Raw genomic sequence first — 22973 nt, 5'->3', positions numbered from 1 at the left:
ATCCCCTTCCAGCAAGTTCTATAAAAGATGAACGGAGGAGGGAAAGTCCCAATTCCGCTCTCTTTAGTTGATAAATCCTTTATACGATCGTTTTATTAACTGACCTTCAATTTGCTTCATCGTATCGAGAGCAACCCCGACGATGATGAGAAGCCCAGTTCCACCAATCTGAACTTGAGGTGGGAGATCTAAAAGAGCAATAAAGACAACCGGAATCGTTGCGATCGTTGCTAGGAAAAGAGCACCTACGAACGTTAACCGGTATAAAATTCGCGTAATAAACGACTGTGTCGCTTGCCCTGGACGAATACCAGGAATGTATCCACCTTGTCGCTTCAAGTTATCCGCCATTTTTTCGGGGTTAACTTGAACAAACGTATAGAAATACGTAAAGGCGATGATAAGAAGAACAAAAGCTGATCCTCCAATCAATGTGCCGGGTACAAAGTTTTGAACAATCCAATTTGCCCATGCACTATCTTCCGTTCCGACAAACGTTGCGATTGTGGAAGGAAAGTAGAATAGCGCCGAAGCAAAGATAACTGGGATAACCCCTGCCGCATTTACCTTGATCGGTAAGTGCGTTGACTGTCCACCAACAGGACTACGGTTCACAACACGTTTCGCGTATTGTACAGGAATTTTACGCAATGCTTGTTGCACATAGATCACACCGACAATAATAAGTAAAACAATTAAAGCTAACAGTGCTACGGTGACAATAGCTAGAAATAGCTGATCGCCAGCCCCTTCAAGCTCCGAAACATACAGCGTATTAAGCATATTTGGAATACCAGCTGCAATACCTGCAAAGATAATGATCGAGATGCCATTACCAACACCATGTGCGGTAATTTGTTCACCTACCCACATTAAAAATGCGGTACCTGCTGTTAATACAATAGCGATATAGATGTAAGTCAGCGGACCAGGATTGACAATTAAGTCGACCGAACCTGTAGAAGCCATTGAGTTAAAACCGATGGACATGGCAATCGCTTGAACAAAACCTAAAACGATCGTTCCATAACGAGTAACCTGTGTTAGCTTTTTTCGACCAGCCTCACCTTGCTTCGCCCATTCAGCAAATTTCGGTACAACATCTAGCTGTAAAAGCTGTACAACGATCGATGCTGTAATGTAAGGCATAATCCCCATCGCAAAGATCGAGAAGTTACTTAATGCTCCACCACCAAAGGTATCAAGAAAGCCGAATGCATTCGCCTCTCCGAATAGCAAGTCTAACGCATCACTATTCGTACCCGGTACGGGAATAAATGTACCAACTCGAAATACGATAAGCATCAAAAGCGTAAAGATGATTTTGCGACGTAAATCTCTCACACGGAAGATGTTGGAGATCGCCTTAAACATTAAACCACCTCTGTTTTTCCGCCAGCAGCTTCAATTGCTTTTACTGCAGATGCAGAGAACTTGTTTGCTTTAACAGTCAAGTTTTTATCTAAGCTGCCATTTCCTAACACTTTAATACCGTGTTTTACGTTCTTAACTGCTTTTGATTCAATTAAGAGTTCAGGAGTAACTTCTGCTCCTGCTTCAAAACGGTTTAATACATCAAGGCTAACAACCGTATATTCTTTACGGTGAATGTTCGTAAAGCCACGTTTCGGTAAACGACGATAAAGTGGGTTTTGACCACCTTCGAAACCAAGTCTTACGCCACCACCTGAGCGGGCTTTTTGACCTTTGTGTCCTCTACCAGAAGTTTTTCCGTTACCAGAACCAATTCCGCGACCTACACGATTACGGACTTTGCGTGAACCTTCTGCTGGTTGTAACTCATGAAGTTTCATGCTTCCTACACCTCCTCGTTGCTAAAAATCATCTATTTACGCGTCAATTTCGTTTACAGTAACTAAGTGCTTTACTTTGTTAACCATACCACGAATTGCTACGTTATCTTCTTGTACTACAGTTTGATGCATTTTACGTAAACCAAGTGTGTTTACTGTCACGCGTTGATCGCTAGGACGGCCGATCAAGCTACGTGTAAGGGTGATTTCTAACTTCTTCGCCATCGTAATCCCTCCCTTAACCTAACAGTTCTTCTACGGATTTACCACGTAGTTTTGCTACTTCTTCAGCGCGCTTAAGATTCGATAAGCCTGTGATAGTAGCACGAACCATGTTAATTGGGTTGCTTGAACCAAGAGACTTAGAAAGGACATCGCCAACGCCAGATAGTTCAAGTACAGCACGTACAGGACCACCAGCGATAACTCCAGTACCTTCTGAAGCCGGCTTTAGAAATACGCGTCCAGCACCAAAACGTCCAACAATTTGGTGTGGGATTGTTGTATTTACAAGCGGTACTTCAATTAAGTTTTTCTTTGCATCTTCAACAGCTTTACGGATTGCTTCAGGTACCTCCTGAGCTTTCCCCATTCCAAAGCCGACGTGACCATTTTTATCCCCTACTACAACAAGTGCAGCAAAGCGGAAGCGACGACCACCTTTAACAACCTTTGCGACACGGTTGATCGTAACGACTTTTTCTTCAAGTTCCAAAGTATTTGGATCGATTGAACGCATAAAAAGGTTTCCCTCCTTCGTTTTTAGAATTTCAGACCTGCTTCGCGAGCTGCATCTGCAAGCTCAGCAACGCGTCCGTGATATAGATATCCTCCACGGTCAAACACGATCACTTCGTGTCCCGCTTCGATCGCACGTTTTGCAACTGCTTCACCAACTTGGCGAGCTGCTTCTTTATTTGAACCCTTTTCGATCTTCAGTTCTTTATCAAGTGATGAAGCTTGAGCAAGAGTTACACCATTCACGTCATCAATTAATTGAGCGTAAATGTGCTTAGAAGAACGGAATACGTTTAAACGTGGACGCTGCGGCGTACCGCTTAAATTGCGGCGTACGTGAGCGTGTCTTTTCTTACGGCCTGTATTTGAGTTAGGCTTCGTAATCATGAGACGTCATTCCTTTCTTTGTCGATACTAATTATTTACCAGTTTTACCTTCTTTACGACGCACATACTCGCCTTCATAACGAATACCTTTACCTTTGTAAGGCTCAGGCTGACGTACAGCGCGAATGTTAGAAGCAAGTGCACCAACACGTTCTTTGTTAATTCCTTTAACAACAACTTTCGTGTTAGATGGTACTTCGATTTCAAGACCTTCTTCAGGTGTGATTTCAACTAGGTGAGAATAACCAACGTTAAGCACAAGCTTATTGCCAGATTTAGAAGCACGGTAACCGACACCGTTCAGTTCAAGTGCGCGCTCAAATCCTTTTGTTACTCCCTCAACCATGTTGTTTACGTTCGCACGCATTGTACCATGTAGAGCACGGTGCTCTTTATGATCTGATGGACGAGCGAAACTCATTTCGTTGTTTTCTAAGTTTACTTTAATAGCAGGGTGAAGCTCACGGCTCAATTCACCTTTAGGACCTTTAACAGTACAAAGGTTACCATCTAAAGAAACTGTAACTCCCTCAGGAATTGTAATAGGTTTTAATCCTACTCGAGACATTTGTAGTACACCTCCATTTCAATTAAGCTTTATTACCAAACGTAAGCGAGTACTTCGCCACCGATTTGTTGTTGACGCGCTTCTTTATCAGTTAATAAACCTTTAGAAGTCGATACGATCGCAATACCAAGACCACCAAGTACACGAGGTAGTTCAGTTGATTTTGCGTAGACACGTAGTCCTGGCTTAGAAATACGTTTAAGACCAGTAATTACACGCTCGTTAGATGTTCCGTACTTTAAGAAGATACGAATAACACCTTGTTTGTTATCTTCAATGTACTCATAATCGCGAACAAAACCTTCACGCTTAAGAATTTCAGCGATTTCCTTCTTCACCATAGAAGCAGGAAGCTCTAATTTCTCGTGACGTACAAGGTTCGCGTTACGAATACGAGTTAGCATATCTGCAATTGGATCCGTCATGACCATAATTAATTACCTCCTTCCCAATCGATTTACCAGCTTGCTTTTTTCACACCAGGAATTTGCCCTTTATAAGCAAGTTCTCTGAAGCAAATACGGCAAAGTTTAAATTTACGCAACACTGAATGAGGACGTCCGCAACGCTCACAACGAGTATACTTTTGAACGTTATACTTAGGAGTGCGCTGTTGCTTTGCAATCATAGATTTTTTTGCCAACGTGTTCCCTCCTCTTCTTTAAGAGATTATTTTTGGAACGGCATGCCTACTTGAGTAAGTAATTCACGCGCTTCTTCATCTGTCTGAGCAGTTGTAACGATTACGATATCCATACCACGGACTTTATCAACTTTATCATAGTCGATCTCCGGGAAAATTAGTTGTTCTTTCACGCCAAGCGTGTAGTTTCCACGACCGTCAAATGCTTTCTTTGAGATCCCACGGAAGTCACGTACACGTGGAAGAGAAACAGAAACCAATTTATCCAAGAAGTCATACATACGCTCACCACGTAATGTAACTTTTGCACCGATTGGCATACCTTCACGTAATTTAAAGCCAGCAATTGATTTCTTTGCTTTTGTTACAACAGGCTTTTGACCAGTGATTTGTTGAAGTTCTTCAACCGCTTTATCCAAAACTTTTGCGTTTTGAACAGCTTCACCGACACCCATGTTCACAACAATCTTTTCAATCTTTGGCACAGCCATTACAGAAGAATAGTTAAATTTCTCTGTTAGAGATGAAACAATCTCAGTCTGATACTTTTCTTTCAAACGATTCATTTAGAGTGGTCCTCCTTTCACCTGACTGACTACTTGATGATTTCGCCAGATTTTTTCGCTACACGTACTTTTTTACCATCTTCTTCTTTAAATCCAACACGAGTACGTTCTCCTGTTTTTGGATCAACTAGCATAACGTTAGAAGAATGAATCGGTGCTTCTTGATCAAGAATTCCACCTTGTGGATTATCTTGTGAAGGTTTGGCGTGTTTCTTTACCATGTTAATTCCTTCAACAAGCACACGGCTCTTTTTCGGGTAAGCTTCAAGGATCGTCCCTTGCTTCCCTTTGTCTTTACCAGCAATAACGATTACTGTATCGCCTTTTTTGACATGCATCACTTTTGCACCTCCCTGAGTAAACATCCATTGATCTCTTTATCCAAAACGAACCTTATAGTACCTCAGGAGCTAGAGAAACAATTTTCATAAACTGTTTGTCTCGAAGTTCACGTGCTACCGGACCGAAGATACGAGTTCCACGAGGACCCTTATCGTCACGTACGATTACAGCTGCGTTCTCATCAAACTTGATATATGACCCGTCGTTACGGCGAACACCGCTTTTAGAGCGAACGATTACCGCGCGGACAACATCACCTTTCTTAACAACGCCACCTGGTGTTGCTTGTTTTACCGAACAAACAATAACATCACCAATGTTAGCTGTCTTACGTCCAGAACCACCAAGTACTTTGATACAAAGAACTTCACGCGCTCCAGAGTTGTCAGCAACTTTTAAACGGCTTTCTTGTTGAATCATACTGTTTACCTCCTTTCAACCGTAGCCTATTAGATAATAATAGCTTCTTCTACAACTTCTACTAAACGAAAACGTTTATCTTTTGAAAGTGGGCGAGTTTCCATAATACGAACGATGTCGCCAACTTTTGCAGTATTTTCTTCATCATGTGTTTTGAACTTCTTTGAGTACTTTACACGTTTACCATAAAGGCGATCGACCTTGTATGTCTCAACAAGTACGCTAATCGTTTTGTCCATTTTGTCAGAAACGACACGACCTTGGTAAACTTTACGCTGATTGCGGTCCATGCAGCAAACCTCCTTTTTTAGCCGTTGTTAATTCCGAGCTCGCGTTCACGCAAAACAGTTTTTGCACGTGCAATACCTTTGCGGACTTCGCGAATGCGCACTGGGTTTTCAAGTTGCCCAGTTGCTAATTGAAAGCGTAGGTTGAAAAGCTCTTCTTTAAGAGTTTGCGTCTTTTGTTCGATTTCAGCAGTGGTTAAATTACGGATATCAGTTGCTTTCATTTGAGTCACCACCCACTTCTTCACGTTTTACGAATTTACATTTAACAGGCAACTTGTGAGAGGCAAGACGTAAAGCTTCGCGTGCAACTTCTTCAGATACACCGGAGATTTCAAACATAATCTTACCTGGTTTCACGACGGCAACCCAACCTTCTGGAGCACCTTTACCTGAACCCATTCGAACTTCAAGTGGCTTAGCAGTGTAAGGTTTAGATGGGAAAATCTTAATCCATACTTTACCGCCACGTTTCATGTAACGAGTCATTGCAATACGAGCTGATTCGATTTGACGGTTTGTAATCCAAGACGCTTCAAGCGCTTGTAGACCGTATTCACCGAAATGTACTTCTGTACCGCCTTTAGCACGACCACGCATTTTTCCGCGGTGTTCACGACGATATTTAACGCGTTTAGGCATTAACATGATTAGTTGCCTCCTTCCTCTTTGTTCGTTCCTTTCGCTGGAAGGACTTCACCACGGTAAACCCAAATTTTCACACCGATTTTGCCGTATGTTGTATCAGCCTCAGCTGTACCATAGTCAATATCAGCACGAAGTGTGTGAAGTGGAACTGTTCCTTCGCTATAGTGCTCTGCACGAGCGATATCTGCGCCACCAAGACGACCAGACACTTGTGTTTTAATTCCTTTTGCACCAGAACGCATTGTGCGTTGGATTGCTTGTTTCATTGCACGACGGAAAGAGATACGATTCTCTAACTGGCGAGCGATATTTTCAGCAACTAATTTAGCATCTAAATCTGCTTGCTTAATTTCTGAAATGTTAATGTGTACTCTTTTACCTGTAAGTTGGTTTAGAGATTTACGTAGTGCTTCAACTTCTGAACCGCCTTTTCCGATCACCATTCCTGGCTTGGCAGTAGAAATTGTGATATTCACACGGTTCGCAGCGCGTTCGATTTCTACTTTAGATACTGATGCATCTTTTAAACGACCTTCAACGTGTTCACGAATTGCGATGTCTTCATGAAGTAGATCAGCGTAGTCTTTTTTACTAGCGTACCACTTAGAATCCCAGTCACGAATAACGCCAACGCGAAGTCCGATAGGATTTACTTTTTGACCCATGTGTTATCCCTCCTTCTTTTCTGATACAACCAATGTAATGTGGCTCGTACGTTTGTTGATCCGGCTCGCACGACCTTGTGCACGAGGGCGGAAACGTTTAAGCGTAACGCCTTCATCAACGAAAGCTTCTGAAATAACGAGATTATTCGGCTCCATTTCGTAATTGTGCTCAGCATTCGCAATAGCGGAATTTAAAAGCTTTTCAACTACAGGAGAAGCAGATTTAGGTGTATGCTTTAAGATTGCAATGGCTTCACCGACTTGTTTACCGCGAATAAGATCGATAACAAGACGAACTTTACGAGGCGCAATGCGAACCTGTTTCGCAACAGCTTTAGCTTGTTCCATGAGATTGGTCCTCCTTTCTTACTTAACGTCTTGTTTTCTTGTCAGCGGCATGCCCTTTATACGTGCGTGTAGGAGCAAATTCACCAAGTTTGTGTCCAACCATATCTTCTGATACATATACCGGTACGTGCTTGCGTCCATCATAAACAGCAAACGTGTGACCAATAAAGTCAGGGAAGATTGTAGAACGACGAGACCAAGTCTTTACAACTTTCTTGTCGTTTGTTTCGTTTAAAGCTTCGACTTTCTTCATCAAATGACCATCGACGAAAGGTCCTTTTTTCAAACTACGGCCCATGTGAGTGCCTCCCTTCGAGATTCGGCCACGGTTCTATGCGAGAACCGTAGACAAACCACGTTATTTTTTACGACGACGTACGATGTACTTGTCGGAGTGTTTGTTTTTCTTACGAGTTTTGAATCCAAGTGTTGGTTTACCCCATGGAGACATTGGTGACGGACGGCCGATTGGCGCTTTACCTTCACCACCACCGTGTGGGTGATCGTTAGGGTTCATTACAGAACCACGAACAGTTGGACGGATACCTTTCCAACGAGAACGTCCAGCTTTACCGATGTTAATAAGCTCGTGTTCAACATTTCCAACTTGACCGATCGTTGCGCGGCAAGTCGCAAGAATGTAACGTGTTTCACCTGAGTTTAGACGTACAAGTACATATTGTCCTTCTTTACCAAGAAGTTGAGCTTCAGTACCAGCAGAACGTACTAATTGACCGCCTTTACCAGGACGAAGTTCAATGTTGTGAATCACAGTACCTACAGGGATATTAATTAGTGGTAATGTGTTACCAACTTTAATGTCCGCTTCAGAACCAGACTCAATCATAGTACCTACTTTTAACCCTTTTGGAGCTAAGATATAACGCTTTTCACCATCAACATAGTGAATCAAAGCGATGTTTGCAGAGCGGTTTGGATCATACTCGACTGTAGCAACGCGTCCTGGAATTCCATCTTTATTACGTTTGAAATCAATTACACGGTACTGACGCTTATGACCGCCACCTTGATGACGTACAGTTAAACGACCTTGGTTGTTACGACCACCTTTATTATGCAAAGGAGCAAGTAACGATTTTTCCGGCTTGTCAGTTGTGATTTCAGCGAAATCAGACACACTCATGTGACGACGTCCGGCACTGGTCGGTTTATACTTTTTAATTGCCATAATAAGTTCCCTCCTTCTTCAAATTCTTACGCTTCAAAGAAGTCTAGTTCTTTACTATCCGCTGATAGTTGAACGACTGCTTTCTTGCGTTTTGCAGTAAAGCCTGTGAAACGACCGAATCGCTTAGACTTACCTTTATAGTTGACCGTGTTGACGCTAGCAACCTTCACTTCAAAGATTTCTTCAATCGCATCTTTGATTTGAGATTTGTTCGCGCGAACATCAACGTCAAACGTGTACTGTTTATTTTCCATTAAGTCAGCAGACTTCTCAGTAATAATAGGGCGCTTAATGATATCACGTGCGTTCGACATTACGCAAGCACCTCCTCTACCTTTTCGACTGCGTCTTTAGTGATGACAACTTTGCCATGCTTAAGTAGGTCTAACACATTAACGCTGTCAGCTGTAAGGAAAGTAACACCTGGTAAGTTACGAGCAGAAAGAGCAACATTTTCGTTGTAATCAGCTGTTACAACAAGTGCTTTTGATTCTACTGATAAACTAGCAAGTACTTCCTTCATAGATTTCGTTTTAATCTCTTCAAAAGAAAGAGTATCAAGAACAACTAATTCTGAACCTTGTACTTTAGAAGACAAAGCAGATTTAAGAGCTAAACGACGAACTTTCTTTGGAAGTTTGTAGCTGTAGCTACGCGGAGTTGGTCCAAATACAACACCACCGCCAACCCATTGTGGAGAACGGATAGAACCTTGACGCGCACGTCCAGTTCCTTTTTGGCGCCATGGCTTTCTACCACCACCACGAACTTCAGAACGTCCTTTTGTTTTATGCGTACCTTGACGTAGAGACGCTTGCTGCATGATTACTGCATCATGTAATACACTGTTATTTGGTTCAATCCCAAATACTGCATCAGCAAGTTCGATGTCTCCAACTTGAGAACCTGTTTGGTTAAAAACTGTTACTTTTGGCATTCGAATGGCCTCCTTTCTATAACGTTACGCTTTAACTGCTGCTTGAACAGTTACGTAGCTTTTCTTCGCACCAGGAACGTTCCCTTTAACTAGAAGAAGATTGCGCTCTTCATCTACACGAACGATCTCTAGGTTTTGGATTGTAATTTGCTCTCCACCCATACGACCAGGTAATAATTTACCTTTAAATACGCGGTTAGGCGCTACAGGTCCCATTGAACCAGGACGACGGTGGTAACGAGAACCGTGAGACATAGGTCCACGAGATTGGTTGTGGCGCTTGATAGCACCTTGGAAACCTTTCCCTTTAGATGTACCTGTTACATCAACGATTTCTCCTGCTGCAAATGTTGTTACGCTAATCGCTTGACCAACTTCAACCTCGTCAAGATTAACGTCACGGATTTCCTTAATGAAGCGCTTAGGTGTTGCTTCTGCTTTCGCTGCATGACCTGCTTCTGGTTTATTAGGCTTTTTCGCATCAGCGAAACCGATTTGAATAGCTTCATAACCATCTGATTCAATTGTTTTCTTCTGAAGAATAACATTTGGTTCAGCTTCAATAACTGTTACAGGAATTACTTCACCGTTTTCAGCAAATACTTGAGTCATACCAATTTTTCTTCCTAAGATTCCTTTGGACATCCGTTACACCTCCTATTAAATGTTAAATTTATTTTTTAGCTTATAGCTTAATTTCGATATCAACGCCAGATGGTAAATCTAAACGCATTAAAGCATCCACAGTTTGTGGTGTTGGATTCACAATGTCAATTAGACGTTTGTGCGTACGCATTTCGAACTGCTCACGAGAATCTTTATACTTGTGAACCGCACGTAAAATCGTGTAAACAGATTTCTCAGTTGGAAGTGGAATCGGTCCTGATACGCTCGCACCTGAACGTTTTGCCGTTTCAACAATCTTCTCAGCTGACTGATCTAGTACACGGTGATCATACGCTTTTAAACGAATACGAATCTTTTGCTTTGCCATAATAGCCCTCCTTTTTCGCCCATTTTATAAAATAGACATACTCCGCGGAAATTTCCTCACCCTCCCATGGCAAAGGGGCCGGGTGTGTCAGCAACCTTCCGCATCATCGCTGTCAAACGTGTGACACATAGAAACGATTACTTTCCGTTCATAGAAACAAAGAAACGCACCTTTCGGGGCACACTTCTACTATTATATAGATCAACGCCTATGATTGCAAGGGTTTGAGAGAATTTTTTTCAAAAGAAAAAGAGGACGAATAAAATCCGTCCTCTTTAGTTATAGAAATGAATTATTTTTGGATTGTAGCTACAACGCCAGCGCCTACAGTACGGCCACCTTCACGGATTGAGAATTTAGTACCTTCTTCAATCGCGATTGGAGCGATAAGCTCAACAGTCATTTCAATGTTATCGCCAGGCATAACCATTTCAGTACCTTCTGGTAATTGGCAGATACCAGTTACATCAGTTGTACGGAAATAGAATTGTGGACGATAGTTAGAGAAGAATGGAGTGTGACGTCCACCCTCTTCTTTTGAAAGAACATAAACTTCAGCTTTGAAGTTTGTGTGTGGTGTAATTGTACCAGGCTTAGCAAGTACTTGCCCACGTTGGATATCTTCACGAGCTACCCCACGAAGAAGTGCACCGATGTTGTCTCCAGCTTCAGCATAATCAAGAAGCTTACGGAACATTTCTACACCAGTTACTGTTGTAGATTTCTTCTCTTCTTCAATACCAAGAATTTCTACAGTGTCACCAACGTTAAGTTGACCACGCTCTACACGACCAGTAGCAACTGTTCCACGACCAGTGATTGAGAATACGTCCTCAACTGGCATCATGAAAGGCTTATCTTTGTCGCGCTCTGGAGTTGGGATATATTCGTCAACAGCGTTCATAAGCTCAACGATTTTTTCTTCCCACTCAGCTTCACCTTGAAGTGCTTTAAGAGCAGAACCTTGGATAACTGGAACGTCATCACCAGGGAAGTCATACTCAGAAAGAAGGTCACGTACTTCCATTTCTACTAACTCAAGTAGCTCTTCGTCATCTACCATGTCACATTTGTTTAAGAATACAACAAGGTAAGGTACGCCTACTTGACGAGAAAGAAGGATGTGCTCACGAGTTTGTGGCATTGGACCGTCAGCAGCAGATACTACTAGGATTCCTCCGTCCATTTGTGCAGCACCAGTGATCATGTTTTTAACATAATCAGCGTGTCCTGGGCAGTCAACGTGTGCATAGTGGCGAGAATCAGTTTCATACTCAACGTGTGCAGTTGAGATTGTGATACCACGCTCACGCTCTTCTGGAGCACCATCGATTGCATCATATGCCATTGCTTGTCCTTTACCAGAACGTTTAGCAAGTACAGTTGTAATTGCAGCAGTTAAAGTTGTTTTACCATGGTCAACGTGTCCAATTGTACCGATATTGGCATGTGTTTTGGAACGATCAAATTTTTCTTTAGCCATGATTCATTTCCTCCCTTAAATACAGTTAATTTTTTTATTCATAAGAAAGGTAGCTGACAAGCAGCCAGTTTCCTTCCTAGCTTACAACAAATTGTTACTCAAAACAACGCGGAAGACTTAAGCTCCAGTTTGTTTTTTGATGATCTCTTCAGAAACACTCTTAGGTACTTCTTCATAGTGATCAAAGAACATTGAATACGTTCCACGACCTTGTGTACGAGAACGAAGGCTAGTTGCATAACCAAACATTTCAGCAAGTGGAACAAACGCTTTAACCGTTTGTGAGTTACCACGAGCTTCCATTCCTTCAACGCGTCCACGACGAGCTGTAATGTCACCCATAATGTCACCCATGTACTCTTCAGGAATAACAACTTCAACCTTCATTAAAGGCTCAAGCAGTACCGGAGCACATTTTGATTTAGCATTTTTAAGTGCCATTGAAGCGGCAATCTTAAAGGCCATCTCAGATGAATCGACATCGTGGTAAGAACCATCATACAGTTTCGCTTTAATATCAATTACTGGGAATCCAGCAACCATACCGTTATCAAGTGCTTCTTCAATACCTTGTTGAACGGAACCAATGTATTCACGAGGAACTGCTCCACCAACAATCGCATTTTCGAATTCAAAGCCAGCGCCTTCTTCGTTAGGAGAGAACTCAACCCAAACGTGTCCGAACTGACCGCGTCCACCAGACTGACGTACGAATTTACCTTCGACTTGTGCAGTTTGACGAATTGTTTCACGGTATGAAACTTGAGGTGCACCAACGTTTGCTTCTACTTTGAATTCACGCTTCATACGATCAACGATGATATCTAGGTGAAGCTCACCCATACCACCGATAATGGTTTGACCCGTTTCTTCATCAGTATGCGTTTTGAATGTTGGATCCTCTTCTGCAAGCTTCGCAAGCGCAATACCCATTTTATCTTGGTCTGCTTTTGACTTAGGCTCTACAGATAAGTGAATAACTGGTTCAGGGAACTGCATGGACTCTAAGATTACAAGGTTCTTTTCATCACATAAAGTATCCCCAGTAGTTGTATCCTTTAAACCAACTGCAGCAGCAATATCACCAGAGTAAACCGTTGAGATTTCCTCACGTGAGTTTGCATGCATTTGAAGAATACGACCTACACGTTCACGCTTATCTTTCGTCGCATTACGAACGTAAGAACCAGAATTAAGTGTACCAGAGTAAACACGGAAGAATGTAAGTTTCCCTACGAAAGGATCCGTCATTACTTTAAATGCAAGTGCAGCAAACGGTTGATCATCACCAGGCTCGCGCGTTACTTCTTCTTCGCTGTCAGGAACATGACCACGAATAGCCGCAACGTCGAGAGGAGATGGCAAGTAAGCAAGTACTGCATCAAGTAAAGCTTGAACCCCTTTGTTTTTGAAAGCAGAACCACAAATAACAGGGTAGAAGTCAACATTACAAGTACCTTGGCGGATAGCAGCAACAAGCTCTTCGTTTGTTGGCTCTTCACCTTCAAGATACTTCATCATAAGCTCTTCATCTAGTTCAGCAACTGCTTCAACTAGTGATTCGCGCATTTTTGTTGCTTGCTCTTCATATTCAGAAGGAATATCTGTTACTTCCCATTCTTGTCCAAGGTCATCTTTTGAGATGTGAGCTTTCATTTCAATTAAGTCAATGAAACCCGAGAACTCATCTTCAGCACCGATTGGAAGTTGAATTGGGTGAGCGTTCGCTTGTAAACGATCACGTAATGTTCCAACAGAATACATGAAATCTGCACCAGTCTTATCCATTTTGTTAACGAATACGATACGTGGTACACCATACGTTGTTGCTTGACGCCAAACAGTTTCTGTTTGCGGTTCAACACCTGATTGTGCATCTAATACCGCAACTGCCCCATCAAGTACACGTAATGAACGTTCAACTTCTACTGTAAAATCTACGTGTCCAGGTGTATCAATGATATTGATACGGTGGTCTTTCCATTGAGCTGTCGTCGCAGCAGACGTGATTGTAATACCACGCTCTTGCTCTTGCGCCATCCAGTCCATTTGAGAAGCACCTTCGTGTGTTTCACCAATTTTGTGTACACGACCTGTATAGTAAAGAATACGTTCAGTTGCCGTCGTTTTACCGGCATCGATGTGAGCCATGATGCCGATATTACGCGTATCTTTTAAGGAGAATTCTCTTGCCATAATAACGTTCTCCTTTCAAAATAAATGTTTTTTTAATCCTACCAGCGGTAGTGAGCAAATGCTTTATTTGCTTCTGCCATTTTATGCATATCTTCACGTTTCTTAACTGCAGAACCAGTGTTGTTTGCTGCATCAAGAATTTCGTTAGCAAGACGCTCTTCCATTGTCTTTTCGCCACGAAGACGTGAATAGTTTACTAACCAACGTAAACCTAAAGTCGTACGACGATCAGGTCTTACTTCTACTGGTACTTGATAGTTTGAACCACCAACACGGCGAGCTCTAACTTCAAGAACTGGCATAATATTTTTCAATGCTTGATCGAAAACTTCCATTGCATCGTTTCCGCTACGCTCTTTTACAAGATCGAAAGCATTATATAAAATCGTTTGAGCAGTTCCGCGCTTCCCGTCAACCATGATGCGGTTGATGAGGCGGGTTACAAGCTTAGAATTATACATTGGATCAGGCAATACATCACGACGTGGTACTGGACCTTTACGAGGCATGAGTCCCCCTCCTTTCACCGATTATCCTTTTTAGTTTATTACTTTTTCTCTTTTGGCTTCTTTGTTCCATATTTAGAACGACCTTGCATACGGTTTTGAACACCTGCAGTATCAAGTGCACCACGAACGATGTGGTAACGTACTCCTGGTAAGTCTTTTACACGACCTCCACGGATAAGTACAACACTGTGCTCTTGCAAGTTGTGTCCAATTCCTGGGATGTATGCAGTAACCTCAATTGAGTTCGTCAAACGTACACGAGCATATTTACGAAGAGCCGAGTTCGGTTTCTTCGGTGTCATTGTACCAACACGCGTGCAAACACCACGTTTTTGTGGAGAAGATACATTTGTTTGAGCTTTTTTGAAGCTATTGTATCCTTTGTTAAGTGCAGGAGAGTCAGACTTTTTCACTTTGTCTACGCGACCTTTGCGAATTAACTGATTAATAGTAGGCATTTTTTGTTTCCTCCCTTCTTTATTTCTAAGACCACTGATCCAGGTGGTTCATGTTTAGGCAAAAGAATAGGTTGTTTTGAACAATCAAAACAAACTCTCTATTTCCTTAACGCTACAGTGGCTGCACCGACTTCAATTCCACACGCTTTTCCAAGCAACTTCATTGAATCGACATACACAACCGCAACATCTGTATCTATAGCAGCATTGACAACCTCTTGCGTTATCCGCTGATCAGCGTCGTTTGCCACGTACAGCTCTTTGACTATACGAGCATGCAGTGCTTTTAGTGTCTGTTTTCTTCCGATTACCGGATCTTTTGCCTGTTCTACTTTTTCATAAGACATAGTCAAACCTCCAAAGCAGCAGACTGTTCAGGCACACTTTGATATAGTATCACCGCAAGATAGGCTGTGTCAACAGCCTATCCGGTGATTTCAATAATTTATTCTTGAACGAGTACTTCCTCTGCTACAACTTCTTCGGTTTTTTCTGCTTTTTCATCATGGGCAGAATGGATACCGAGATTCTTATAACGATTCAATCCCGTTCCTGCTGGTACTAACTTACCAATGATTACATTCTCTTTAAGTCCAAGAAGTTCATCACGTTTTCCTTTAATAGCTGCATCTGTTAAGACACGAGTTGTTTCTTGGAATGACGCTGCAGATAAGAAGGAATCTGTTTCAAGTGATGCTTTTGTAATTCCTAGTAAGACTGGACGACCTGTTGCTGGTCGATCATTGCTTACAAGAACTTTGCTATTTGCATCGTTAAACTTCTGAATCTCAATGAGTGAACCTGGTAAGACGCCTGTATCCCCTGCATCAACTACACGGATTTTACGAAGCATCTGGCGAACCATAACCTCAACGTGCTTATCGCCAATTTCTACCCCTTGAAGGCGGTATACTTTTTGAACTTCACGTAAGAGATACTCTTGAACGCCACCCATACCAGTAACTTTAAGCAATTCTTTCGGATCAATTGAACCTTCTGTTAGTGTTTGACCAGCAACAACTTTATCACCAGGAACCACTTTCAGACGAGAACCATAAGGGATTGCATAATTTTTCGTTTCAAGTGCGTTTTGAATGGTTACCTCTCGCTTATCACCGTCTTTAACGTCGATTACATCGCCATCAATTTCAGTAATTGTTGCTTGACCTTTAGGATTACGGGCTTCAAACAACTCTTGAATACGCGGTAGACCTTGTGTAATATCGTCTCCTGCTACACCACCTGTGTGGAATGTACGCATCGTAAGCTGTGTTCCTGGCTCACCGATCGATTGGGCAGCGATAATACCAACTGCTTCTCCAACTTCAACATCGCTACCTGTTGCAAGGTTACGGCCATAACAAGCTTTACATACACCATGACGGGTATTACATGTAAAGACAGAACGAATCGTTACTGCTTCAACACCAGCATCTACAATCTGTTTCGAAATGTCTTCAGTCATTAATTCACCGCGACGAATAAGCACTTCTTCCGTTTCTGGATGACGAACCGTTTTAAACGCCACACGGCCAACAAGACGATCGTATAGATTCTCAATTGTTTCAGTGCCTTCTTTAATCGCCGCTACTTCAAGACCGCGATCTGTGCCACAGTCATTTTCACGAACGATAACGTCTTGGGCAACGTCAACAAGTCGACGTGTTAGATAACCTGAGTCAGCCGTTTTAAGTGCGGTATCAGCAAGACCTTTACGAGCTCCGTGTGTAGAGATAAAGTACTCTAGTACCGTTAACCCTTCACGGAAACTTGATTTGATCGGTAATTCAATAATTCGACCAGATGGATTCGCCATTAATCCACGCATACCAGCAAGCTGCGTAAAGTTTGATGCGTTACCACGGGCTCCAGAGTCACTCATCATAAAGATTGGGTTACGTTCATCAAGGGTACCCATCAACTTACTTTGAATAACGTCTTTCGCTTCACTCCAGATAGAGATAACACGATCATAACGCTCTTCTTCTGTAATCAAACCACGACGGAACTGCTTCGTAATACGTTCAACTTTCGTATCAGCTTCTTCGAGAATTTCCTTTTTCTCAGATAGTACGACGATATCAGATACACCAACGGTAATACCCGCTTTTGTCGAATACGTGAAACCAAGGTCTTTCATGCGGTCAAGCATTTTAGACGTTTCTGTAATCTTGAACTTCTTGAAGACTTCAGAGATAACATTACCAAGGAATCCTTTTTTGAACGGCGCAACGATAGGGCGATTCTTAAATTCTTCCTTAATGTTTGTATCACTTGAAACGAGATATTTCTCTGGCGTTTCTACTTCAAGGTTTGTGTTTGTCGGCTCATTTATATAAGGGAATGAATCCGGCATAATTTCATTGAAAAGTAACTTCCCTACAGTTGTAAGTAAAAGCAAGTCTTGCTGCTCTTCTTTAAAAGTAGGCTTGTTAAGGGATGAAACAGGAACAGCAACCCTTGTATGAAGGTGGACGTAGCCGTTTTGATACGCAATAATCGCTTCGTTCGTATCTTTAAATACTGCACCTTCTCCACGAGCCTCTGCATTCTCCATTGTTAAATAGTAGTTACCAAGGACCATATCCTGTGAAGGTGTTACGACTGGCTTACCATCCTTAGGATTCAAGATGTTTTGCGCAGCTAACATTAAAATACGCGCTTCCGCTTGTGCTTCAGCAGAAAGTGGTACGTGTACCGCCATTTGGTCACCATCAAAGTCAGCATTATAAGCTGTACATACAAGAGGGTGAAGCTTAATTGCGCGGCCTTCAACTAAAATTGGTTCGAAAGCTTGAATTCCTAAACGGTGAAGTGTCGGTGCACGGTTTAGCAGTACCGGATGTTCACGAATAACCTCTTCTAGTACATCCCAGACTTCTGGCTGAACACGTTCGACTTTTCTCTTCGCACTCTTAATGTTATGAGCTAACCCTTTTGAAACAAGCTCTTTCATAACAAATGGCTTAAACAGTTCAAGCGCCATTTCTTTCGGTAAACCACACTGATACATCTTTAAGTTCGGACCAACAACGATAACCGAACGACCAGAGTAGTCAACACGTTTACCTAATAAGTTTTGACGGAAACGACCTTGTTTCCCTTTCAGCATATGAGATAGTGATTTTAATGGACGGTTACCAGGACCTGTAACAGGACGGCCACGACGACCATTATCAATCAGCGCATCTACGGCTTCTTGAAGCATACGCTTCTCATTTTGTACGATAATATTTGGTGCACCTAGATCTAATAGACGTTTCAAACGGTTATTCCGGTTAATAACCCGACGATAAAGATCGTTTAGATCAGAAGTCGCAAAACGCCCACCGTCTAATTGAACCATCGGACGTAGTTCTGGTGGGATAACAGGAAGAACATCAAGCACCATCCAAGATGGCTCGTTCCCTGAGTTACGGAATGCTTCCAGTACTTCCAAACGTTTAATCGCACGTGTACGTCTTTGACCTTGTGCTGTTTCTAATTCTTCTTTTAACGCATTTACTTCTTTAGGTAAATCAATATCAGCTAAAAGTTTACGAATCGCTTCTGCGCCCATTGACGCTGTGAACGTGCGACCGTATTTATCATAATAAGCGCGGTATTCCTTTTCCGAAAGGAGTTGCTTCTTCTCAAGTGGTGTATCACCTGGATCTGTTACCACGTACGATGCGAAATAAATGACTTCCTCTAGAGAACGAGGAGACATGTCTAAAACAAGCCCCATTCGACTTGGGATCCCTTTGAAATACCAAATGTGGGATACAGGAGCAGCTAATTCGATATGCCCCATGCGCTCACGGCGTACTTTGGCCCGTGTAACTTCAACACCACAACGGTCACAAACGACACCTTTATAACGAACGCGTTTATATTTTCCACAATGACATTCCCAGTCTTTTTGCGGTCCAAAGATACGCTCACAAAAAAGACCGTCTTTTTCGGGCTTTAATGTACGGTAGTTAATTGTCTCAGGTTTTTTTACTTCACCACGAGACCAAGAACGAATCTTATTTGGCGATGCCAAACCAATTTTCATGTATTCAAAGTTATTTACATCGATCAAGGGGCCAACCTCCCTTATGATTTCCACTACTGTGGAGTCCCTTTTATAGGTGGAACGTTCCACCCTCTATAAATGGATGAGGGAAGGAGGATTACTCCTCCCTCCTCACTATTAAGCTTGTGATTCGTTTGTTTCTAATTGGAGATTTAGCTTTTCAGATGTTTGTTCATCTTCATCGTCTAATTCTCTCATCTCAATTTCCTCTTCATTACTTGAAAGCATCTTAACGTCCATACCAAGGGACTGAAGCTCTTTGATTAATACTTTGAACGATTCAGGAACACCAGGTTCAGGGACATTTTCACCTTTAACGATTGCTTCATACGTTTTCACACGACCTACAACATCATCTGATTTCACCGTTAAGATCTCTTGTAGCGTGTACGCAGCACCGTAGGCTTCAAGTGCCCATACTTCCATCTCTCCAAAACGCTGTCCACCAAACTGAGCTTTACCACCAAGCGGCTGCTGCGTAACAAGAGAGTAAGGACCTGTTGAACGTGCGTGAAGCTTATCATCAACCATGTGCGCAAGTTTAATCATGTACATGATTCCTACAGAAACACGGTTGTCAAACGGCTCACCTGTGCGTCCATCATAAAGGATTGTTTTACCGTCACGAGCCATGCCCGCTTCGTCAAGCGTTCCCCAAACATCTTCTTCACGAGCGCCATCAAATACTGGTGATGCAACGTGAATACCAAGTTTTCGAGCCGCCATTCCTAAATGAAGCTCAAGCACTTGTCCGATGTTCATTCGTGATGGTACCCCTAATGGGTTTAACATGATATCGATCGGCGTTCCATCTGGAAGATACGGCATATCTTCTTCTGGAAGAATACGTGAGATTACCCCTTTGTTACCGTGACGGCCGGCCATCTTGTCACCTTGGTTAATCTTACGCTTCTGTACAATATAGACGCGTACAAGCTGATTCACACCAGGAGGTAACTCGTCGCCATCTTCACGATTAAAGATTTTTACATCTAACACGATACCGTCTCCGCCGTGCGGTGCACGTAAAGAAGTGTCACGAACTTCACGAGCTTTTTCACCAAAGATTGCATGTAAAAGTCGCTCTTCAGCTGTTAGTTCTGTAACCCCTTTTGGTGTCACCTTCCCAACAAGAATGTCGCCATCCTTCACTTCTGCACCAGTACGGATAATGCCACGCTCATCAAGGTTACGAAGCGCATCTTCACCGACGTTTGGAATATCCCTTGTAATTTCTTCAGGTCCAAGCTTCGTATCACGCGCATCACTTTCATATTCCTCAATATGAATAGATGTATATACATCGTCTTTCACAAGGCGCTCACTTAAAATAATCGCATCCTCGTAGTTGTAACCTTCCCATGTCATAAAGCCAACAAGTACGTTACGACCAAGAGCCATTTCGCCTTGTTCCATAGAAGGACCATCTGCAAGAATTTCACGCTTTTCAACAACGTCACCTTCACGAACGATTGGGCGCTGGTTGTAGCTTGTTCCTTGGTTCGAGCGGATAAACTTTTGCAGGCGATATTTATCAAGATCCCCTTTTACTTGTTTACCATCTACTTCTTCAATACGGCGCACCCAGATTTCTTTTGCCGTAACGCGCTCTACTTCACCAGGGTATTTCGATACAACGGCGGCACCAGAATCTTTCGCAGACATATGCTCCATTCCTGTACCAACAAGTGGTGCTTCAGGTACAAGCAACGGAACAGCTTGACGCTGCATGTTCGCTCCCATAAGTGCACGGTTGGAGTCATCATTCTCTAAGAAAGGAATACATGAGGTTGCCGCAGATACAACTTGTTTCGGCGATACATCCATATAGTCAATTCTTTCAAAAGGAACAACGGTGTTTTCACCACGGAAACGAGCGATAATGTTTTCATCCATAAATGAACCATCATCATTTAACTTCGCATTCGCTTGAGCGACTACATAATTATCTTCTTCATCTGCTGTTAAGTAATCAATACGAGCTGTTACTTTACCAGTCTCAGGATCCACACGACGATACGGTGTTTCCATGAAACCAAACTCATTTACTTTTGCATAAGAAGAAAGGGAGTTAATTAAGCCAATGTTCGGACCCTCTGGCGTTTCAATCGGACACATACGACCATAGTGAGAGTAATGAACATCTCGCACTTCCATGCCAGCACGTTCACGCGTTAAACCACCTGGTCCAAGTGCAGAGAGACGACGCTTATGCGTTAACTCGGCAAGAGGATTTGTTTGGTCCATAAACTGGGAAAGCTGAGAGCTACCAAAGAACTCTTTAATCGATGCAATAACAGGACGAATGTTAATGAGAGCCTGTGGCGTGATGACATTCGGGTCTTGAATTGACATCCGTTCACGTACCACACGCTCCATACGAGAAAGACCAATACGGAACTGATTTTGTAGAAGTTCCCCTACAGAACGCAAACGACGGTTACCAAGGTGATCAATATCATCCGTGTCGCCTACACCGTGTAACAAGTTAAAGAAGTAGCTGATAGAAGCAATGATGTCGGATGGAGCAATGTGCTTCACATCACGATCAACCATGCCATTACCGATAACGGAAATGGTTCTTTCTTCATCAAGATCATCAGCTGCTTGAATGCGGATAGACTGAATGTCTACATCAGACTCTTCTAATACGCCACCAGACGTACGAGCTGTACGGAAACCAACATTTTTCTCTAAATGAGGGATAAGCTTATCCAATGTACGACGGTCCAGCAATGTACCTTCTTCAGCAAGCACTTCCCCTGTTTCAGGATCAACAAGCTTTTCCGCTAAACGTTGATTGAAGAGGCGATTCTTTATATGAAGCTTTTTATTGATCTTGTAACGTCCAACATTTGCTAAGTCATAGCGCTTTGGATCAAAGAAACGAGATTCCAATAAGCTCTTTGCATTTTCAACTGTTGGCGGTTCTCCTGGACGCAGGCGCTCGTAGATTTCTAGTAGCGCTTTATCCGTTGAATCTGTATTATCTTTTTCAAGGGTCGCACGCAAGTACTCATTTTCACCTAAAAGGTCAATGATTTCTTGATCAGAACCAAAACCTAGCGCACGCAGTAATACCGACACAGGAATTTTTCTTGTACGGTCAATACGAACATAAACGATGTCTTTTGCATCTGTTTCAAGCTCAAGCCACGCTCCGCGATTCGGAATAACGGTAGCTGTAAACCCTTTTTTACCGTTTTTATCAAGTTTTTGGCTGTAGTACACACTCGGTGAACGAACAAGCTGAGATACAATAACACGTTCAGCACCATTAATGACAAACGTACCTGTCTCTGTCATAAGAGGGAAATCTCCCATGAACACTTCTTGCTCTTTTACTTCACCTGTTTCTTTGTTGATTAAACGTACTTTTACTCTAAGTGGAGCAGCATACGTTACATCACGTTCTTTTGACTCATCAACTGGATATTTTGGTTCGCCCAAGCTGTAGTCAATAAATTCCAAGACTAGATTACCTGTAAAGTCTTGGATTGGAGAAATATCCTGAAACATTTCTCTTAAACCCTCATCAAGAAACCATTGATAAGAAGCTGTTTGAATTTCAATTAAGTTTGGCAGATCCAGCACTTCATTAATTCGCGCATAGCTTCTTCGCTGGCGGTGACGTCCATACTGAATTAGTTGACCTGTCAACTGATTCACCCCTTAAATCTCGCGTTTTAGTATCTAAACTTACAACTGTTTGCCCCTCATA

Annotated in this window: 29 protein-coding genes; all 29 read right to left on the bottom strand. The window is 42.5% G+C overall.

The features are described from left to right. Window positions 1-63 precede the first annotated feature (63 nt). The gene (secY, locus tag FPV17_RS00940; RefSeq protein ID WP_035395677.1) at window positions 64-1374 is read right to left on the bottom strand and encodes a preprotein translocase subunit SecY; all 1311 of its coding nucleotides are present in this window, start codon (window positions 1372-1374) and stop codon (window positions 64-66) included. Further along, window positions 1374-1814, bottom strand: coding sequence for a 50S ribosomal protein L15 (rplO, locus tag FPV17_RS00935; RefSeq protein ID WP_038475806.1), 441 nt, complete (start codon window positions 1812-1814; stop codon window positions 1374-1376). The genes secY and rplO overlap by 1 nt, the downstream gene beginning before the upstream one ends. A 36-nt stretch (window positions 1815-1850) precedes the next feature. After that, window positions 1851-2039: a 50S ribosomal protein L30 gene (gene rpmD, locus FPV17_RS00930; protein WP_035395673.1), complete on the bottom strand. Its 189-nt coding sequence runs from the start codon at window positions 2037-2039 to the stop codon at window positions 1851-1853. A 13-nt stretch (window positions 2040-2052) separates the two neighbouring features. Further along, on the bottom strand, window positions 2053-2553 hold the full coding sequence (gene rpsE / locus FPV17_RS00925) for a 30S ribosomal protein S5 (RefSeq protein WP_035395672.1): 501 nt from the start codon (window positions 2551-2553) through the stop codon (window positions 2053-2055). 23 nt (window positions 2554-2576) lie between these two features. Beyond that, on the bottom strand, window positions 2577-2939 hold the full coding sequence (gene rplR / locus FPV17_RS00920; protein WP_035395670.1) for a 50S ribosomal protein L18: 363 nt from the start codon (window positions 2937-2939) through the stop codon (window positions 2577-2579). Window positions 2940-2970: 31 nt separating this feature from the next. Continuing rightward, entirely contained in the window at window positions 2971-3507 is a 537-nt protein-coding gene (gene rplF, locus FPV17_RS00915; protein WP_144557437.1) for a 50S ribosomal protein L6, read from the bottom strand. A 32-nt stretch (window positions 3508-3539) separates the two neighbouring features. Further along, window positions 3540-3938 carry a 30S ribosomal protein S8 gene (rpsH, locus tag FPV17_RS00910; RefSeq protein ID WP_035395667.1) on the bottom strand — a complete coding sequence of 133 codons (399 nt, stop codon included), beginning with the start codon at window positions 3936-3938 and terminating at the stop codon, window positions 3540-3542. 26 nt (window positions 3939-3964) lie between these two features. Continuing rightward, window positions 3965-4150 (bottom strand): type Z 30S ribosomal protein S14, encoded by a 186-nt coding sequence (locus FPV17_RS00905; protein ID WP_035395665.1) that lies wholly within the window; start codon window positions 4148-4150, stop codon window positions 3965-3967. 26 nt (window positions 4151-4176) lie between these two features. Next, complete coding sequence (rplE, locus tag FPV17_RS00900) at window positions 4177-4716, bottom strand: 50S ribosomal protein L5 (protein ID WP_038475797.1); 540 nt, start codon at window positions 4714-4716, stop codon at window positions 4177-4179. A 29-nt stretch (window positions 4717-4745) separates the two neighbouring features. Next, on the bottom strand, window positions 4746-5054 hold the full coding sequence (gene rplX, locus FPV17_RS00895; RefSeq protein ID WP_035395719.1) for a 50S ribosomal protein L24: 309 nt from the start codon (window positions 5052-5054) through the stop codon (window positions 4746-4748). A 55-nt stretch (window positions 5055-5109) separates the two neighbouring features. Continuing rightward, window positions 5110-5478, bottom strand: a complete 369-nt coding sequence (rplN, locus tag FPV17_RS00890; protein WP_035395662.1) for a 50S ribosomal protein L14 — start codon at window positions 5476-5478, stop codon at window positions 5110-5112. A 29-nt stretch (window positions 5479-5507) separates the two neighbouring features. Further along, the gene (gene rpsQ, locus FPV17_RS00885) at window positions 5508-5768 is read right to left on the bottom strand and encodes a 30S ribosomal protein S17 (RefSeq protein WP_035395660.1); all 261 of its coding nucleotides are present in this window, start codon (window positions 5766-5768) and stop codon (window positions 5508-5510) included. A 17-nt stretch (window positions 5769-5785) separates the two neighbouring features. Beyond that, entirely contained in the window at window positions 5786-5989 is a 204-nt protein-coding gene (gene rpmC / locus FPV17_RS00880) for a 50S ribosomal protein L29 (protein ID WP_035395658.1), read from the bottom strand. After that, on the bottom strand, window positions 5976-6413 hold the full coding sequence (gene rplP, locus FPV17_RS00875) for a 50S ribosomal protein L16 (RefSeq protein WP_035395655.1): 438 nt from the start codon (window positions 6411-6413) through the stop codon (window positions 5976-5978). Before rplP ends, rpmC begins: the two co-directional genes overlap by 14 nt. A gap of 2 nt (window positions 6414-6415) precedes the next feature. Next, window positions 6416-7078 (bottom strand): 30S ribosomal protein S3, encoded by a 663-nt coding sequence (gene rpsC / locus FPV17_RS00870; protein WP_035395653.1) that lies wholly within the window; start codon window positions 7076-7078, stop codon window positions 6416-6418. 3 nt (window positions 7079-7081) lie between these two features. Further along, window positions 7082-7426, bottom strand: a complete 345-nt coding sequence (gene rplV / locus FPV17_RS00865; protein WP_035395652.1) for a 50S ribosomal protein L22 — start codon at window positions 7424-7426, stop codon at window positions 7082-7084. 22 nt (window positions 7427-7448) lie between these two features. Continuing rightward, window positions 7449-7724 carry a 30S ribosomal protein S19 gene (gene rpsS / locus FPV17_RS00860; protein ID WP_035395650.1) on the bottom strand — a complete coding sequence of 92 codons (276 nt, stop codon included), beginning with the start codon at window positions 7722-7724 and terminating at the stop codon, window positions 7449-7451. 60 nt (window positions 7725-7784) lie between these two features. Then, window positions 7785-8615, bottom strand: a complete 831-nt coding sequence (rplB, locus tag FPV17_RS00855; RefSeq protein ID WP_144557435.1) for a 50S ribosomal protein L2 — start codon at window positions 8613-8615, stop codon at window positions 7785-7787. A 26-nt stretch (window positions 8616-8641) separates the two neighbouring features. After that, window positions 8642-8929 (bottom strand): 50S ribosomal protein L23, encoded by a 288-nt coding sequence (gene rplW / locus FPV17_RS00850; RefSeq protein ID WP_035395648.1) that lies wholly within the window; start codon window positions 8927-8929, stop codon window positions 8642-8644. Then, window positions 8929-9552, bottom strand: a complete 624-nt coding sequence (gene rplD / locus FPV17_RS00845; RefSeq protein ID WP_035395646.1) for a 50S ribosomal protein L4 — start codon at window positions 9550-9552, stop codon at window positions 8929-8931. The genes rplW and rplD overlap by 1 nt, the downstream gene beginning before the upstream one ends. A gap of 24 nt (window positions 9553-9576) precedes the next feature. Continuing rightward, window positions 9577-10197, bottom strand: coding sequence for a 50S ribosomal protein L3 (gene rplC, locus FPV17_RS00840; protein WP_035395645.1), 621 nt, complete (start codon window positions 10195-10197; stop codon window positions 9577-9579). Between the two features lie 40 nt (window positions 10198-10237). Continuing rightward, window positions 10238-10546, bottom strand: a complete 309-nt coding sequence (gene rpsJ / locus FPV17_RS00835) for a 30S ribosomal protein S10 (protein WP_017729599.1) — start codon at window positions 10544-10546, stop codon at window positions 10238-10240. A 292-nt stretch (window positions 10547-10838) separates the two neighbouring features. Next, a complete protein-coding gene (gene tuf, locus FPV17_RS00830; RefSeq protein WP_038475783.1) occupies window positions 10839-12029 on the bottom strand; it encodes an elongation factor Tu in 1191 nt (396 codons plus the stop codon). Between the two features lie 117 nt (window positions 12030-12146). Next, on the bottom strand, window positions 12147-14225 hold the full coding sequence (fusA, locus tag FPV17_RS00825) for an elongation factor G (RefSeq protein WP_038475780.1): 2079 nt from the start codon (window positions 14223-14225) through the stop codon (window positions 12147-12149). A gap of 38 nt (window positions 14226-14263) precedes the next feature. Further along, window positions 14264-14734 (bottom strand): 30S ribosomal protein S7, encoded by a 471-nt coding sequence (gene rpsG / locus FPV17_RS00820; protein WP_035395639.1) that lies wholly within the window; start codon window positions 14732-14734, stop codon window positions 14264-14266. 38 nt (window positions 14735-14772) lie between these two features. Beyond that, window positions 14773-15192 (bottom strand): 30S ribosomal protein S12, encoded by a 420-nt coding sequence (gene rpsL, locus FPV17_RS00815; protein WP_035395638.1) that lies wholly within the window; start codon window positions 15190-15192, stop codon window positions 14773-14775. A 98-nt stretch (window positions 15193-15290) separates the two neighbouring features. Then, on the bottom strand, window positions 15291-15539 hold the full coding sequence (locus FPV17_RS00810) for a 50S ribosomal protein L7ae-like protein (RefSeq protein ID WP_035395636.1): 249 nt from the start codon (window positions 15537-15539) through the stop codon (window positions 15291-15293). 98 nt (window positions 15540-15637) lie between these two features. Continuing rightward, the gene (gene rpoC / locus FPV17_RS00805; RefSeq protein WP_144557433.1) at window positions 15638-19258 is read right to left on the bottom strand and encodes a DNA-directed RNA polymerase subunit beta'; all 3621 of its coding nucleotides are present in this window, start codon (window positions 19256-19258) and stop codon (window positions 15638-15640) included. Between the two features lie 111 nt (window positions 19259-19369). Further along, window positions 19370-22912, bottom strand: coding sequence for a DNA-directed RNA polymerase subunit beta (rpoB, locus tag FPV17_RS00800; RefSeq protein WP_060705943.1), 3543 nt, complete (start codon window positions 22910-22912; stop codon window positions 19370-19372). Window positions 22913-22973 lie beyond the last annotated feature (61 nt).

Source organism: Shouchella miscanthi (assembly GCF_007725405.1).
Taxonomy (GTDB): Bacteria; Bacillota; Bacilli; order Bacillales; family Bacillaceae_D; genus Shouchella; species Shouchella hunanensis.
This window is presented reverse-complemented; position numbering and strand designations above follow the sequence as displayed.